Source organism: Bacteroides sp. AF39-11AC (genome assembly GCF_003474285.1).
GTDB lineage: Bacteria > Bacteroidota > Bacteroidia > Bacteroidales > Bacteroidaceae > Bacteroides.
This window is the reverse complement of record NZ_QROH01000007.1, coordinates 338,141-355,592: the sequence shown is the minus strand read 5'-3', so window position 1 is coordinate 355,592 and position 17,452 is coordinate 338,141. Positions and strand designations below refer to the sequence as shown.

At 42.5% G+C, this 17,452-nt stretch carries 11 protein-coding genes; 3 read left to right on the top strand and 8 right to left on the bottom strand.

What is annotated here, in order from left to right:
- The first annotated feature begins 18 nt into the window (after positions 1-18).
- From DW036_RS17110 to DW036_RS17100, 3 genes are read left to right on the top strand one after another with little or no spacing between them, the layout of a single operon-like run.
- On the top strand, positions 19-1,392 hold the full coding sequence (locus DW036_RS17110; RefSeq protein WP_118465452.1) for a dihydrolipoamide acetyltransferase family protein: 1,374 nt from the start codon (positions 19-21) through the stop codon (positions 1,390-1,392).
- An 18-nt stretch (positions 1,393-1,410) separates the two neighbouring features.
- Entirely contained in the window at positions 1,411-3,447 is a 2,037-nt protein-coding gene (locus tag DW036_RS17105; RefSeq protein ID WP_118465451.1) for a thiamine pyrophosphate-dependent enzyme, read from the top strand.
- 17 nt (positions 3,448-3,464) lie between these two features.
- Positions 3,465-3,971, top strand: coding sequence for a flavodoxin (locus DW036_RS17100; RefSeq protein WP_118465450.1), 507 nt, complete (start codon positions 3,465-3,467; stop codon positions 3,969-3,971).
- A 62-nt stretch (positions 3,972-4,033) separates the two neighbouring features.
- Here DW036_RS17100 and DW036_RS17095 read toward each other — a convergent pair whose 3' ends face one another.
- The 8 genes from DW036_RS17095 to DW036_RS17060 all read right to left on the bottom strand — a co-directional run bounded on the left by DW036_RS17095 (position 4,034) and on the right by DW036_RS17060 (position 17,420).
- Complete coding sequence (locus tag DW036_RS17095) at positions 4,034-5,647, bottom strand: alpha-galactosidase (protein ID WP_118465449.1); 1,614 nt, start codon at positions 5,645-5,647, stop codon at positions 4,034-4,036.
- A 27-nt stretch (positions 5,648-5,674) separates the two neighbouring features.
- Positions 5,675-6,094 (bottom strand): hypothetical protein, encoded by a 420-nt coding sequence (locus DW036_RS17090; RefSeq protein ID WP_233560481.1) that lies wholly within the window; start codon positions 6,092-6,094, stop codon positions 5,675-5,677.
- A 272-nt stretch (positions 6,095-6,366) separates the two neighbouring features.
- The gene (locus DW036_RS17085; protein WP_118465448.1) at positions 6,367-8,847 is read right to left on the bottom strand and encodes a sugar-binding domain-containing protein; all 2,481 of its coding nucleotides are present in this window, start codon (positions 8,845-8,847) and stop codon (positions 6,367-6,369) included.
- A 277-nt stretch (positions 8,848-9,124) separates the two neighbouring features.
- Positions 9,125-10,540 (bottom strand): sulfatase-like hydrolase/transferase, encoded by a 1,416-nt coding sequence (locus DW036_RS17080; protein WP_118465447.1) that lies wholly within the window; start codon positions 10,538-10,540, stop codon positions 9,125-9,127.
- Positions 10,541-10,559: 19 nt separating this feature from the next.
- Complete coding sequence (locus DW036_RS17075) at positions 10,560-12,188, bottom strand: RagB/SusD family nutrient uptake outer membrane protein (protein ID WP_118465446.1); 1,629 nt, start codon at positions 12,186-12,188, stop codon at positions 10,560-10,562.
- A gap of 15 nt (positions 12,189-12,203) precedes the next feature.
- Complete coding sequence (locus tag DW036_RS17070; protein ID WP_233560480.1) at positions 12,204-15,629, bottom strand: TonB-dependent receptor; 3,426 nt, start codon at positions 15,627-15,629, stop codon at positions 12,204-12,206.
- Between the two features lie 150 nt (positions 15,630-15,779).
- Entirely contained in the window at positions 15,780-16,724 is a 945-nt protein-coding gene (locus DW036_RS17065) for a FecR family protein (RefSeq protein WP_118465445.1), read from the bottom strand.
- Positions 16,725-16,838: 114 nt separating this feature from the next.
- Positions 16,839-17,420, bottom strand: a complete 582-nt coding sequence (locus DW036_RS17060; RefSeq protein WP_118465444.1) for an RNA polymerase sigma-70 factor — start codon at positions 17,418-17,420, stop codon at positions 16,839-16,841.
- Positions 17,421-17,452 lie beyond the last annotated feature (32 nt).

Below are 17,452 nucleotides of genomic sequence, written 5' to 3'. Positions count from 1 at the left end.
AACCTAAAACTCAACTATATGTCAAGATTTGAAATAAAGATGCCCAAATTGGGTGAAAGTATAACCGAAGGTACCATCATCTCGTGGTCGGTACAAGTAGGAGACGTCATCAAGGAAGATGATGTGTTGTTTGAAGTAAATACCGCTAAGGTTAGTGCCGAAATACCATCTCCGGTAGAAGGTAAAGTTGTGGAAATTTTATTTAAGGAAGGAGACACCGTAGCTGTGGGTACAGTGGTGGCTATTGTCGATATCGGAGGTGAGAACTCCGAGGATGAGGGTAGTGTAGAGACTCTCCAGAGTTCCGCTACTGATGAAAGTGTTGCGGTTGTTTCTAAGGCTGCCTCAGAGGAAACTCCTCAAGTCAAGGCTGTAAAATCGGAAGAAGAACGTTGGTATTCGCCTGTAGTCCTTCAGTTGGCTCGTGAGGCCGGCATTCAGCCTAAAGAACTGGATACTATTCCGGGTACCGGATATCAGGGACGGGTGAGCAAGAAGGACATCAAGAGTTACATTGTCCGGAAACAAAGTGGCGGTACCACCACGGCACAACCTGCTGCTAAGCCAAGTCCGCAACCTGTTGCAAGCGTTGCGCCCCAACCGGTAGCTACAGCACCTGCCCGGTCGTCTGCTAAACCTGCTGCAACTCCTGAAGTACAACGTACTGCACCTGCTTCCGGCACATTCTCAGCAGAAGGTGTTGAAGTGAAAGAGATGGATCGTGTACGTAAGGTGATAGCCGACCACATGGTGATGTCTAAACATACTTCTCCACACGTGACCAATGTTGTGGAAGTGGATGTAACGAAACTTGTGAAGTGGCGTGATAAGAATAAAGATGCTTTCTTACGTCGTGAGGGAGTGAAACTTACGTATATGCCTGCCATCACAGAAGCTGTGGCGAAGGCGCTGGCTGCTTACCCGCAAGTGAATGTATCGGTAGAGGGATATAATATCCTGTTCAAGAAACATATCAATGTCGGTATTGCCGTCTCTCTGAATGATGGCAATCTGATTGTTCCGGTGGTTCGTGATGCCGATCGTCTGAACCTGAACGGACTTGCCGTAGCCATTGATTCACTGGCACTCAAGGCTCGTGATAACAAGCTGATGCCCGATGATATTTCCGGCGGTACTTTTACGATTACGAACTTCGGTACATTCAAGTCTTTGTTCGGTACACCTATCATCAATCAGCCTCAGGTGGCCATTCTGGGAGTAGGATTTATTGAGAAGAAGCCTGCCGTAATAGAGACCCCGGAAGGGGATGTGATTGCCATCCGCCATAAGATGTATCTGTCCCTTTCTTATGACCATAGAGTCGTAGATGGTTCATTGGGTGGCAACTTCCTCTATTTTATTAAAGATTATTTGGAAAACTGGAAAGAATAACTTAATACCTTGATAAGTATGAAAAAGTACAATATAAAAACCACAGATGTGGAACTGCTGAAGAAATGGTATTACCTGATGACGCTGGGGCGTGCGCTCGATGAAAAGGCGCCCGCTTACCTGTTGCAGTCCCTTGGCTGGTCCTTTCACGCTCCGTATGCCGGACATGACGGCATACAGTTGGCCATCGGACAGGTATTTACCAAAGGAGAAGACTTCCTTTTCCCTTACTACCGTGATATGCTGACTGCCCTTTCTGCCGGAATGACGGCAGAAGAACTTATACTGAATGGCATCTCCAAAGCTACTGATCCGGGAAGTGGCGGACGCCATATGTCCAATCACTTTGCCAAACCCGAATGGCATATCGAGAATATATCCTCGGCTACAGGTACGCATGATCTTCATGCAGCCGGTGTGGCACGTGCAATGGTATATTATGACCATAAAGGAGTCGTCATTACTTCACACGGTGAATCTGCCTCATCCGAAGGCTTTGTCTACGAAGCTGTCAATGGTGCCAGCCTTGAGCGCCTGCCCGTTATTTTTGTATGGCAGGATAATGGATATGGTATATCTGTTCCGAAGAAAGACCAGACGGCAGCCCGTAAAGTGGCGGATAACTTCTCCGGATTCAAGAATCTGAAGATTATCCATTGTAATGGAAAAGATGTGTTCGACTCCATGAATGCCATGACTGAGGCCCGTGAGTATGCATTGCTGAACCGGAATCCGGTAATCGTACATGCCAATTGTGTCCGTATCGGTTCCCATTCCAACTCTGACAAAGATACTTTGTACAGGGATGAAAATGAACTGGCTTATGTGAAAGAGGCTGATCCGTTGCTGAAGTTCCGCCGGATGCTGTTGCGTTACAAGCGTCTCACCGAAGAAGAGCTGAAAGAAATAGAAGAGAAAGCAAAGAAAGACCTGGCTGCTGCCAATCGTAAGGCGCTGACAGCTCCCGATCCCGATCCTAAAACCATTTTCAACTATGTATTGCCGGAACCTTACGAACCGGAAAAATATAAAGATGGAACACATCGTGAGACAGAAGGAGAGAAGAAATTCTTTGTAACTGCCATCAATGAGACGCTGAAGGCAGAGTTCCGCCATAATCCTAATACCTTCATCTGGGGGCAGGATGTTGCCAACCGGGATAAAGGGGGCGTGTTCAATGTAACCAAAGGAATGCAACAGGAATTTGGTGAAGCTCGTGTATTCAGTGCACCTATTGCCGAAGATTATATTGTCGGCACAGCAAATGGTATGAGCCGTTTTGATCCTAAAATCCGGGTAGTGATAGAGGGTGCGGAATTTGCCGACTATTTCTGGCCTGCCGTAGAACAATATGTGGAATGTACCCATGAGTATTGGCGCAGCAACGGACAGTTTGTTCCTAATGTAACTTTACGTCTGGCTTCGGGTGGTTATATCGGTGGTGGACTCTATCACTCGCAAAATCTGGAGGGCGCTTTGGCTACTTTGCCCGGAGCGCGGATTGTTTGTCCATCCTTTGCCGATGATGCTGCCGGATTACTCCGTACAAGTATACGTTCCCGTGGGTTTACGCTGTTTATTGAACCGAAAGCATTATATAACTCCGTAGAAGCAGCCACCATCGTCCCTGATGATTTTGAAGTTCCTTTTGGGAAAGCTCGTATTCGTCGTGAGGGCAGTGATCTGAGTATTATCACCTATGGCAATACAACGCATTTCTGCCTGAACGTTGCCGAACGTTTGGAAAAAGAAGGCGGTTGGAGTGTGGAAGTAATTGATATCCGTTCTTTGATACCGTTGGATAAAGAAACCATTTATGAGTCTGTAAAGAAGACCAGTAAAGCCTTGGTGGTTCATGAAGACAAAGTCTTTGGTGGTTTCGGTGGTGAGATAGCAGCCAGTATTGGTACAGACTTGTTTCGTTACCTGGATGCACCGGTGCAGCGTGTAGGCTCTACCTTTACTCCTGTAGGCTTTAATCCGATACTGGAACGTGCCATTCTGCCGGGTGCAGATAGAATTTATGAAGCAGCCAAGAAGCTGTTGGAATATTAATTTAATAATAAGTCATTATGAAAGAGATAGGATTATTTTATGCAATGAATGCTGCCAAAACTTCTCATATCGCAGAGAAAATACGTGAGAAGCTCGGACACAAAGAAGTAGAAATGATTATGATAGAAAAAGCCTGGCAGAATGATTTTCAGGCCTATGACAAACTGATTGTGGGTGCCTCCACCTGGTTTGATGGTGAATTGCCTACCTATTGGGATGAAATGATACCGGAGATAGAAAGTCTCGACCTGAAAGATAAGAAAGTCGCCCTCTTCGGGCTGGGTGACCAGATCGGTTATCCTGATAACTTCGTCGACGGACTGGGAATACTGGCTGATGCCTTTGAAAAGGCAGGAGCTACCCTTGTAGGATTCACTTCTACTGAAAACTATTCATTTAATCAATCAAGGGCCTTGCGGGATGGTAAATGGTGTGGGCTGGTGATTGATATAGAGAACCAGTCGAAACTCACGGATAAACGTATAGCGGACTGGTGTGAGCAGTTGAAAAAAGAATTCCTGTAATATGGTGAATGAGGTTGTGTCAAATAAAGGCACAACCTCAATTCTTATCAGACAATTCTTAATTAGTGTCGCTTAGTTAACTTGAAGCAATCGATATCCGGTGCCCAGCCGAAGCTGTTTCCCATACGGATTACGTTATTGCCGGTTGCCAAAGTCACAGGAATGGTAATCGATGCAACTTTTTCTTTGTCACCGCTATTCAGGTCTTTTATTTCCGTCTTAGTTCCATTAACAGATACTTCCAGCTTTCTGCTCTTATTACAGCTATAATATACGGTCATGTCATATTCACCTCCTTCTTCACTGTACACTTCTTTCCACTCGGCTATGTTCTCTTCACTGCCTCCGATATTCGATACTTTCATTTTGCCGGAACAGGCCGGAGATGCAGCGTAGAATATCTGTTTGGGATTTTTGCCTAAATCATCGTAGCAAGGTAAATAAGCCCACTCTGCTTCATAAAAAGCAGGTTCAAGGCGCTTTTCTGCTTCCAGTCTCCATATTGCAACGCTATGTGGCGGTAGTGATAACCGGATATAGTCTGTCATCTCTTCCAAATCCTCACCTTTTATCACATCGCGGACTTTAATCTTTCCGCCCAATTCAAGCTTTTCAAAGGGGACATTGAAGTCATATATTGTATCTGATGGGTTGTACAAAGCCACGGCACGCACAAGTCCGCGTTTTTGCTCAATATCCTTCACTAATACATATTCTTTATCTTCGTGCTGCACCACATAAGCCTGCAATCCCAGCGGATCTTGGTTCAGAGCTATCAACTCCTTGTTTTTCAGCAAAGCCAGAGATGGTTCGGGGATGGTTGTCATATCGCAACCGATAAGTAGCGGCGAACTCATGATACACCACATCCCAAAATGTACTTCTTCCTCTTCCTGTTTCAATCCACGACCGATTTCCAGCATATCCATATCATTGTAATGTCCTTCACCGGCATAAGCTGATAGGTAGAGATTTTTCCGGATAATGGTCTTTATGGCTTCCCAACGAGGGCGTACATCCGGGCTGATACGCCAGGAACGCGCCATGCTTTTGGCCCAGGTACCTGGGAAAGCCCATCGACAAATATTAATGGAAACATCGGTGCGTCCGGTATTCTTGATAGCCTCGCAAATGGTTGCGTAACGTTTTTCTTCATCGAGTCCTAACTCTCTGCCACCGCAATAATCTATCTTGATGAAGTCATAGTTCCATTCTTTCAGATAAAGGTCCATGTCCTGCTGCTCGTGTCCGTAAAGTCCTGATCCTACGCCATTGGCATCATTATCATAGATAGAACCACAAGTATTGTCGCCTGCATCCGAATAAATACCTGCTTTCAGACCTAATGAATGGATATAGTCGGATATAGGTCTCATCCCGTTAGGAAAACGTTCAGGATGTGCATGCATCTTTCCGGTTTCATCTCGCCAACCGAAGAAACCATCATCTACATTGATATATAGATAACCGGCATCTTTCAAGCCATGAGCAACCAAAGCATCTGCTTGTTTCTTTATCAACTCTTCATTGATATTCACATGATAAGTGTTCCAGGAACTCCAACCCATCAAAGGTGATGGGAAGGATTCCGACGTGATCTTTTCATTTGTTGATGTGCAGGAGCTTACAGCAAGTATAAGAGCCAGAAGTCCCCCTGTCATTAAATGTCTTTTCATAAGTATTTGTTTTTTTATGTCCGAAAGTTAATCAATTATTTTGAATTTGTATATACCTGCCTTTCTTAATGTTAATAATTTGCCTTTTCCTTTGGTGATGACTCTGGCTATACAACCACTGGGAATTTCGATTGTACTGTCTCCGGTTGCGTTAAGTCTTACACTGATAAAGCCTTCTTTGACGGGAATCCTTGAGGTTATCCATTTGAGGTGCAAAAGTTCAGGCTTAATGGTATATTCATTGGGCTTTTCTGCCGATTGGCTGAAGCCAGTAAGCCCATTTAAGACACCTACTACCGCAGGCACTCCATTGGCACCGTGGCAAAGGCTTAAACCATAAGGACGTCTGTAAAACTTCAGTTGTTTGGCTCTTGAAGCCTCTGTCTGGAAGTTTTCGGGAAAGCGGGTATGTCCTTGATCCATCCAATCGCCGAATACACGGTACATGAAATCCCATAACTCCTTTACCCGTCCTGCCTTGGTGATAGAAGGCGGCTAATTGTCCCGGATACCACATATAATTACTGTTCCATTCTTCCTGGGAAGGTGCTGGGATTACTGTGGCTTTAGAATCTAATAAAGGGTCGAATTCTTTGATTTGCGCATAACAGTTAATGGTGGTTACCCAAAAAATGCCTGCTATTAATTTTAGTCTTTTATTCATGTCTTTAATAGATATAGTTTATTAATTTTTCAATGTGTTTCTATTGTTACTTCTTCTAATTGATGATTGTTTTCAGGCGAAGAGTTCCTTTTAAACCCGGTGAAGTAACTTTTAGTTTCACTTCACCTGCTTCCCGGTTGCTTCGGAGGATAATTTGCATACGTCCTTGATGCATTCGTTTGGTAGTAATGCCATTAAAAAGGTCAGGTGTATAATGGTCGCCGTTATCCAATGCTATTAATCGGGCAGAACCTTCTATTTGCAAGGTAAGCGGTTCGTTGTATGTCCACACGGGGCGTCCTTTTTTATCAACTGCTGTGACATTGATATATTGCAAGTCCATACCATCGGCTTTCCAGTCGGTTGGTGTTTCCGCTTCTATCTTGAGTGCTACAGCTTTTCCTGCACTTTCAATGCGATGACGAGCAACTTCATTTCCATTTTTATCGCGAGCAATAGCCTCCAGTGAGCCACCATTGCCATATGGGACATCTTTCCAATAGATCATATTACGCAGATTGATCTTTGTCGTATCGTTTTGCTGAGTGCCTATACTTTTGCCATTTACCAACAGCTCTACTGAGTGGGCATTGGTGTAGGTGAAGAGCGACTGTTTACTGCCCGGTTCATAATTCCAACGTTCATTAAGTGCCATGCGCCCCACTATCACGTCATTCCAACTAACGCTCTCGGCACCGGCTGCATCTACTACGCCAATATGCACTTCCGGAACTTCCGGCATGAAGGCAGATTTGATAAGATAAGCCTGTGGATAAGGGTGTATGGTGTGATCGAAGAACGAATAATTCCATCCTTTTTTGGGCCATTTATTGGATTCTCCCCAGTATTCGACCGATCCCCAATAAGCTATACCTACCGTACGTTTTCTATCCATATTATAGAAAGGCTCCAGTAGTTTGTTAGTCTCGGCTTCACTTTGAAACAGTATGAGGTCTGGTTTATGCTGAAGATAAGCAGCGTACTTGTCAGACTGATAGTTGAATGAAGCAACTTCTGTGGCACAAGCCAGTTCGGGTGGAACAAGGTAACTGTCGAAGTCTTTGTCGTGGCGAGTGATGGCACCGGCACGTGCAGGGAACATTGCAACTGTTGTCAGACGGCTGTCATCAAAACGCTTCACTAATTGGTTGAAAATGCGATAGGTAGTGATCCCCCAATCATTAATCCCTCCAAAACCGGCCCATCCTTCACGAATTTGCAACTCGTTACCCAAACTCCAGAGGATGATTGATGGACGGTTACGGTCACGTTTTATCCATTCTATAATCAGGTCAGACCAAATCTGAGTGAATGGGCGGCGACCACCCCAATAATCATTATCACTCCATTTATCTGTTAATTCATCTACAATGAGCATACCTACGCGGTCTGCAATGCGGGCAAAACTGTCACTGTAGGGGTTGTGTGAGCAGCGAATTGTATTATAACCGAAAGCTTTCAATTGTAGCATCATGCGTTCAATGGCCCTATCGTAAGAAGCAGCCCCTAATGCACCGAGATCATGGTGGTTGGCATTGCCTTGCAGGAATATCTTTTCTCCATTAAGCTTGAAACCAAATTCAGGTGAAAACTCCAACTTGCGGACACCGAACTGTTCCGTAATACTGTCTACTACCATGCCATCTGCCACCACGACCACATCTGCACTATACAGTTGTGGTGTATTGCACGACCAGAGTTGCGGATCCTTCAAAGTTATTGCAGGTAATTTCAACTCAGTACAAACTTGGTGAGTATGTGCGGGCATGGTATTCTGGGTAGAACCTACTACTTTTCCTTCCGGGTTACGAACTGTGGTGCGAACCAATACTTCATGTTTTTGCCAACCATCTACTTCCACTTGTATGGCAACTATTGCTTCATCAGATGTGACTTCGGGAGTAGTAATATAAAGCCCGTGTCGTGCTATATGGATAGGATTTTGTACTTGCAGATAAACATCACGGAACAATCCGCCGCCTGTATACCAGCGGGAGCCTTTTTTAGGACCGGTAGAAGCATATACAGCCACCACATTTTCTTTGTCAAAATGCAGATAAGGAGTAAGGTCTGCTTCAATGCCTACATATCCGTAATCTGTTGAGGCTATCTTGTGCCCATTCAGGTAGACATCACCCAAGTAGATGATTCCCCCGAAATCCATCACTACGCGTTTTTCTTTCCATAATTGATCTGCCTGGAAAGTTTTACGGTACCATCCCTCACACATAGGCTTAAAGCCACGGGCACCACCACCAGCTTCCGTCCATGGTTGTTCAAATTGGAAATCGTGTGGCAGGTCAAGAACACTCCAGGAGGAGTCATCTAATGAAGGGGAGGCGAAATCAGCATTCTTATTTTCTTCTGTAACTAACTGAAATTTCCAATTGAAATTGAAAAGTGTTTTTTGCTGCGATACAAATTTTTCTAAAGGTGCATTCACCAAAGGGGCTTTTTCCTGCACATTCTGATATTGTGCCATAATTACACTGCTTGGAATAAGCATTGATAGTAAAGTAATAAGAATGTTTTTCATCGAGTACATTATTATATAAAAAGATTCAAGTCGAATAAATTCAACTGGTTGTTATTTTATTGTTTTGCTTGATATTTATCATTATACAAATGTCGGAACTTCAAGAAGGTTAGAGAATGTATTTCAGTTCAAAAAACTGTATTTTTGTACGAAAAGTACTAGTAGACTATAAATTAGTATATACCTGTATTATTTTAGCTCATAATGGTGATTGTACACCTTAAACAAAAAATGAGGGCTTAGAGTGCCCTCATTTCTTGTGGTATTTAAATAAGTGTCAGAATACTTCTCCCGGCTGAGGCCAGTTGGGGGTAGGTATGTGCATTTTTTGCATTTCTTGATCGAACTTTTTTACTATTTCCGGGTGTTTTTCTGCAAGGTTGTTTGTTTCTTCCGGATCTTCTTTCAAATTATACAATTCTAAGGGTTGGTTAGGTCTGATGGTTACACATTTCCAATCTCCTTTTCTGGCGGCACGCTGTTTGCCTGGGAATTCCCAATAGAGTAAACGGTTGTTTGTATCAACCTGTTTTCCATAAAAGAGAGGTAAGATATTTATGCCGTTGATATGCTCTGGCAAATATTCCGTCGCCTCAGCCAGTGCAGCTAATGTAGGCATTACATCAGGGAAATAGATGATATTATCAAGTGTTTGTACAGGAACTTTTTTCGGTTGGTTTACGATGAAAGGTACTCTGATTCCCCCTTCGTAGAGCATTCCTTTTCGACCTTTGAAGCCTGCATTGCAATTTAATACCTTAATAGGAGCCTGAATAGCTGCTCCATTGTCCGAGGCAAAAATAATCAATGTGTTCTTTCGTAGGTTGAGTTCTTCCAATTTGTCCAATAACCGGCCGATGGCAACGTCCATATGAGTAATTAGTGAGGCGTAGCGTTTAGTGTCCGGTTCCCAAGTTTCCTGTCCTTCGTACCATCCTGTTTGATCTATGTTATAAGGTTCATGAGGAGCGTCAAAAGCTAAGTAGAGGAAAAATGGGTTGTCTTTATTCCTCTGCACAAAGGCAATGGCATCATTGGTGCTCAAGTCATTGTTGTGGATGCCATGTTTTCCATCTGCATTTTCAGGGATATGGATGAGCGAATCGCCATGAAAACGGTAATAGGGATAATAATAAGGAGAATTGCTGTGCACTGTAGAGATAGTCCACCCATAGAACTCATCAAATCCGCGATGGTTGGGTGAGGCCTCTTTTTCATAGCCGTCCAAATGCCATTTGTTTACTAGACAAGTCCGATAGCCTGCTGCGCTTAGTACAGTGGCAATGGTCGTATCTTGTTGTAATAGGTTAGCCCTTCTGACGATTGTGGAATCACCGTTTGGATTTATTTTGATTCCGGCAATGCCTTCAGCTGTACACATATTATCTCGTATACGGGTATTTCCCGTATTTTTTCCTGTCATTAGTGCACATCTTGATGGTGAACTGATACCACTTCCTGCGTAGCATTGGTTAAACCGTGTTCCTGTTTCGGCTAATCGGTCAATATTTGGAGTTTTCACATATTGATTTCCATAGCAGGACAAGTCACCATATCCCATATCATCAGCTAAGATGAAAATGATATTCGGTTTATCAGGGGTTACTTCCCTGTTCTTGTCACCGGCAAAGATTATTTGCGGTATAATGATGCCAGCAGCACATAGGCTACCGGCAAGAAGATTACTTTTCATGTTTTATAAATAATAGTTATTAATATAATTCGTTCTGTTTCCAGTCGCCTGATAGTTGAATCTGGTCGTAAGGAATGCCGAACAAGATAGCGGCAGATGAACCCGTCCACTTCCATGTGCCCGGGGTACCGGTGGCATCGGATGCGTTGTTTACAGTCATACCATTATTGCCGGACTGAAGAGTGGGATTGAGCCCTTGTATACGGTGGGCAAAGTGATTTTCCATCACTTTCGTAATTCTTTCTCTACGAACCAAGTCATACCATCTGTGCCCCTCGAAACATAATTCCAGCATTCTTTCATTTTCGATGGCTATATCCATCTCTTCTTGTGTAGCGGCAGTTGTATTAGCCAGTCCAGCGCGTGTCCTCACTTGATTCAAGTAGTTGGCGGCAGATTCGGGGGCTCCTATTTCGTTTAGGCACTCAGCGTACATCAATAAAACATCTGCAAATCGGTATATGATGTTGTCGTTACCAGATGCGCAAGTTGTCATACCTTCATTTCCGAAATCGAAATATTTCAATGTGACGGGGAGGTAAGTATATCCTTCCTTGGTTACGTCCACCTCTTCGCTGGCTACAGATACATATTCGTTCGTATAAATTCCGTTATAGACTAATTTCCGGAAACGTTGGTCATTGCTGTTGGCTTTGAATGTGTTGTAGAGCTCCCACGTCATCAGCATGCAACTGGTACCTTGTGAAGTGGTAATGGTTGATTTTGTCCCGTCCGGATAGATGTAGGCGGGTTGGGTAGAAGGTGTAGCTGCCGGTATGGAGCGTCCCATAAGCGGATTAGCTACTACCGTTGCACCGTTGTTGTATTGAGCCGCAAAAATGATCTCTTTTCCCATGGGATTATCCGAAGCATGGATTCGTAGAACATCACTTTCCAAACCGAGTTTCTCACCATTTTGATTGGCATAGGTTAGTATGTTTTCTATAGACTTTTGGGCTGAGGTGAAATCTTGTAACGTCATGAAGACATCAGCTTGCATGGTATAGGCTGCTATTCTTGTTGCTCGTCCTTTCATGTTGTCGGCAGAATAGTTGTCGGGAAGATTATTTATGGCAGTTTTCAAATCTTCTTTTATTAGGTTATAGACTTCGTCCACGCTACTCCGTCCATAGCTGTAGAGGGTGGAGTAGTCCTCAATTGGAGTTTTAGTAACAGGTACCGGTCCAAAAAGCCTTACGAGCGTGAAATAAGCATATGCTCTGAGGAAGCAGGCTTCACCTTCGTATTGTGTCCTGTTTGCTTCAGTAGCATTGTCCAGCTTTAATAGGATGTTGTTGCAGCGGTTTATCATATTGAAACAATGTTCCCATATCTCACTGGTGATTCCTAACGTTGCATCCCATGTACTTTCATTCAGGTTAATGTGATCCACAGAATTGTTTTTCTTGTAGTCGTATCCTTCGTCTGTAGCCAGGCTGTTGACGTAGTTAACGTTTAATGTAATGTCTTGTAAATGGTAATAACCATTGAAGAGTATGTTTTGCAATTCGGTATCATTTTTCAGATAAGTTTCCATCTGCATGGAATCGGTAGGATAGCGATCAAAAAAGCTGTCACTACAAGCAGTATAGACAAGACTTGTCATGGAAATGATTGCAAGCGATATAAGTTTATTGAGAGTTTTCATACTACTGCGTTGTTTTTAAAAGTTAAAATTAAGGCCGAAAGTAAAAGTGCGTGAGATGGGATATCCACCGAAGTCCACACCATTGTTTGTTGCGGAGTTTCCTTCATAGTTTGCTTCGACAGAATATCCCGGATATTTATCAAAAGTCCACAGATTCTGTACGTTGGCACTGATACGTAACCCCTCTATACCTATTGTTTTACAGAACTTCTTCGGTAATGTATATCCGAGGGATATATTGCGGATACGCAGGAAGTCTGCGTCATAAAGGTATCTTGTGGAAGGTCCGATGTTGCTGCCCAAGTTGTTTGTACCGGCCTTGTGTGATGTACCGTTTCCGGTATTAGTTGGTGATATCCAACGTCCCAGCCCGGACTCTGCCAGTACATTATCATCGTAACGGTTCAGTGAGAAAGCACGTGCAGCCGCATAAATTACATTGCCGCCACATTGCCCATCGATAGTAACAGCCAGGTCAAGGTCTTTATACTTAAAAGTATTGGTCCAGCCAAAGGTGAAATCCGGTTGGTAGTTTCCTACCAATTGATAGTCATTGACGTCGATGGTGCCATCTTTTTTGTAGTCTTCAAATATTAAGTCGCCAATGCCTTGCGTACCGTTTGTGGCATATTGGGTCAAGTCCTCTTCCGTGTTAAACGTTCCTATTACTTTGAGCATATACATGTCACCCATCGGTCGTCCTACATAGTTCCTTATCACGTTGCCCCATTTGGTACCTGCTTTTGCGTTGGCAAGTTGGTTTTGGTTATTGGCAAGCGACAGAATTTTATTGTTATTCTTTGACCAACTGAGTGTTGTTTCCCAAGAAAACTCTCCTTTAAATGGGGTGGCGGAAATTTGAATTTCTATACCTTTATTTTCTATTTGTCCGGCATTCATGTAAACGCTGCCTGATATGCCGTTGAAGTTGGGGATATTAGCTGGCATCACGATGTCACTGGTTCTCTTATAGAAATCTACAACAACATTAAGGGCATTGAATATGCCGATGTCGAATCCTAAGTCTATCTGTTTATTCTTCTCCCATCCTAACTGCCTGTTTGAATAGCCGCTGGGGTAGTAGGTCGATATGGCTGTATTGCCGAATACCACATTTTGGTCGGAACTAATGCTGGATATCCATGCGTAGTTGTTGCCTATCTGGTCATTGCCTGTCACCCCATAACTGGCACGGAGTTTGGCAATGTTGAGCCAGCTTATGTTTTTCATAAACTCTTCTTCCGTTAGGTTCCATGCCAACGAACCGGAATAGAACCAGCCGGCACGTTTGTCCGGTCCGAACTTACTGGAGCGGTCACGACGGACAGAACCAGAAAAAACATATTTATAATTATAGTCATAAACTAAACGTGCAAACATAGCATCGAACACATAGTTTGAGCAATTGGAAGACCCCGTCCACAGTGCCGCGCCGTTTACATTGGTGATGGATGTATTATTATAGGCGATAGGGTTATCGGAGTCTGTTCGATCATCCTGCTGTACATCAAAGTCACTATTGTATTCGAAGTCATATCCAATCATGGCATTCAGGTGATGCTTTTCATTGAACATAACATCGTAAGTTGCTGTTGTGGACCAGTAGGTGTTATAGCCGAAACCGGACATACGATAGCCATCAATGCTGGTTAAATCAGGTGTAGATTTGTTACCTGTGTACTTTTTGCCCAGCAGATAAGCAGATTGGTAGTAGTCTTTTTTGGCAGAGTTGGTTGTGAAGTTTATTGATGAGCGCAATGTCAATCCCTTAATAGGTTTCACTTCAAGATAAGCGTTGGACATCGTGCGGATGGACCATGTGTCATTCCGGTTTTCCATCAAATTCGCAACGGGATTGCGGAGTTGGTTGTTGAGACCTAAGCCGGCATAATGCTGGGCGATTTGAGTATAATCCCCATTAGGTTGATAAACGGGGAGTATAGGTGGCATTGACAATGCTTGAGCGATTACGCCTGTTACGTCTTCGGTATTTCCACCTGTTGGCTGCTGAATGCGCTTTTTGCTATAAGTTGTGTTCAAGTTTACGCCAAGTTTTACCTTTTTGGATAGACTAGCTTCAAATCCTCCTTTTATTCCCGTTCTGCGATAGTAAGAGTTCAGTAAAATGCCATCTTCGTTTTGGTAGTTTGCAGAGAAGTTGTATTTTAAGGTTTCCGTTCCTCCTGTTATGGTGGTGTTACCTCTGTAATTCAGTGCATTGCGGAAGATGGCATCCTGCCAGTTCGTATTCACATAGTTTCCGCTCTCTCTCATCTGAACCAGTTGGGGGAAGTCTTGAATGGTTCCGTTGTTTGTACGAGCTTCAATAATCATATCCATATAGTCATTTGCTTCGAGTACATCTACATAGTTTTGAGCCTCGCTCCATCCCACCTGTGTGGAGAAGCTGACTTTAGCTTTTCCTGTTTGCCCTTGTTTGGTAGTAACAATAATAACGCCGTTACCTGCCTTGGAACCATAGATTGCAGATGAAGCCGCGTCTTTCAATATTTGTATGTCGGAAATATCGGCAGGGTTGATATTGTTGAAAAGTTCTGCGTCTGTTGTCGGGTAGCCGTCAATGACAAATAGAGGGTCGTTTCCGCTATTGATAGAGCCGGAACCACGAACGCGGATTGCCGGTGCGGCACCCGGTTCACCACTAATTTGTTGTAAAGTGATGCCTGATGACATGCCTACAAGACTTTGTGATATATTCGATGTCGGCATGTCAGATATTTTTCCACCTTTTACTGTTGAAATTGCAGTGGATACTGAACGTTTTTGTATGGCACCATAGCCTACTACTACTACCTCATCCAGTGTTTCCGTATCTTCTTCTAGTACTATGACAAGTTCATTGCTTCTGTCTACTTTGATTTCTTGTGTGATATAGCCTATATAAGAAATGATTATCGTTCCTTGACTGTTCAATTGCAGGCTAAAGTTTCCATTAAGGTCAGAAACTGTACCGTTTGCGGTTCCTTTTTCAATGATTGTTGCACCAATAATAGGAATGCCGTCTTTGTCTTTCACAATTCCCGTTACTTTATTGGTCTGTTGAGCAACGTCACCTGCCTTCTCCTTACTCATCAGCACGATATTCTTACCTTCCATGGCGTAATAAATATCAGTACCTTCAAATACTTTATTCAGAACTTCAGCTACCGACTTGTTTTCTGCATCTACTTGAACAGTGCGTTTCAGATTGACTTCGTTCACCTTGTATACGAACAAATAATCTGTTTGCTTTTCTATTTCATGGATAACTTTAGCTGTCGATATCTTATCTGCCACAACAGTCACTTTCATTGTTTGGGAATAAGATTCCGTGGCAAAGGTTGTTCCAACAAATATAAACAGGATTAAGGCTGTGATTTTCATAATATGGAATAAATGTTTAATTTCTACAATAGATTCCTGATACAAAATATTTTTCATATATTTGCATTACTAATTTTAGGTTTTTACTTAAGATTATTAGAAAAAACTGTCAATGCGTAATTGACTACCCATGGGATGGTGTTGCAGCACTGTCCCATTCTTTTTTATTCGAGTGTGTTACTTCATAGGCAAAACGATTTTAAAAGGTTAATTAATAGTGATTACATTCTTCTCGTCATCTTTTTTGTAGGTAAATTTATTATTCAGTCTGAGAACTTTTAAAACATGCTCTACTCCGTCTCTGGTTCTAAATTTACCTGAATAATGATTGTTTAATATTTTAGTATTGTTTACAATAATGTCTACTCCGTAATATAGCTTTAGCTTTTCCAGCATGTCTTTGACGGATACATTATTGAAACAAATCAAGCCTTCACGCCACAAAAAGTGTTCGGGGTCTTTGATTCGTTCTTTTATCAGTTTGTTTCCTTTTAGACTTACCATTGTATTGGGTTCTAGTTTCATCCTGTTCATTGTAGTACCGGGGCTTAAGATTTCTACCGCTCCTTCCAGTAAGGCCGTTTCCCAGATGCTATCCGTTGCGTAGGCCATGACATTGAATTCCGTACCCAATACTTTGACGTTACATTTATTTGTTTCTACAATAAAAGGCTGTTTTGCATTTTTAGTTACTGCAAAGTAGCCCTCACCATCCAACTTTACATTCCGGACATCACCGGTAAAATGTCCCGGAAAGGTTAACGTACTTAGCGAATTCAGCCATACTTTAGTGCCGTCTGCCAACATTAGTTCGGCTCGTTGTCCGGCAGGTACATGTATGGATTGTAGTGATTCACTTTGTTCTGTCTGATGTTTTTCGGACCAATAGTGTGTACCTAGCAGAATCACTGCAAATATTGCCGCAATTTTTGCAGTCTCTATCCAAAGTGTACGCAATGTAAAGTTCTTTTTTAATTGCTTATTTTCTGTTTTTACTGGTTCTGTGCGCCATAGGGCAATATCATGTAGCTTGCGCTGTGCCATATATTCGCGCATGTTTTCCGGACTTTCTTGCATCCACTCGGTAACACGTTGTTTTTCGGTTTCAGTGGCATTGCCGGATATATATTTTTGAAGTAATTCGGAATTCATTCTTTATTGTGTTTTATATAGTAACGACTAAAGTGAAAACAACCCTAAAAGAAAATTGGAAAAAATGAAAAAAAAGATTTCTGCTCTCAAAAAGGTAGAGATACATGGCTGAATTTAATAATAGAAGAAGAAATAAAATAGAGGAAGATAATCTTTTAAGGTTATCCGTAATGCCTTTAATGCTTTTGATATATGATATTCTACTCCTTTTATGGAAATTCCCATCTGTTCGGCAATTTCTTTATTGGACTTGTTTTCGAATCGGCTTAGTAGAAATATCCGTCGGGTTTGTTCAGGGAGTAATTTTAATGTTTCCCGGATGATACTTTCTACTTCATCCGAGAATATTTCATTGGGATCGCATGACTCTAAAGTTGAAATACGAATAGAAAGTTCCTGTTGATGCCAATCGACCATAGATTCAAAAGCCGTGCGTTTGACTTCTTCGTGCTTCAGATAGTCCAAAGCTTTATTCTTTAATATGGTAAGTAGGAGCGGCTCTATATAATCTATTTTCTCTGTTTTTAATTTTTCCCATAATTTAATCAACGACTCGGAAGCAATATCTTCTGCTGCCAAATCATCATGAACATATGATTTGGCAAAGAAGAATGACTTCTTGTAGTAAGAAGTGTATATCTCATTAAAAGAATTTACGATAGCATTGCTCATTGGTATGTCAGTTGTGCTTCTCATTATGTACATTAAAAAGGTATAGCAAAGTTAGC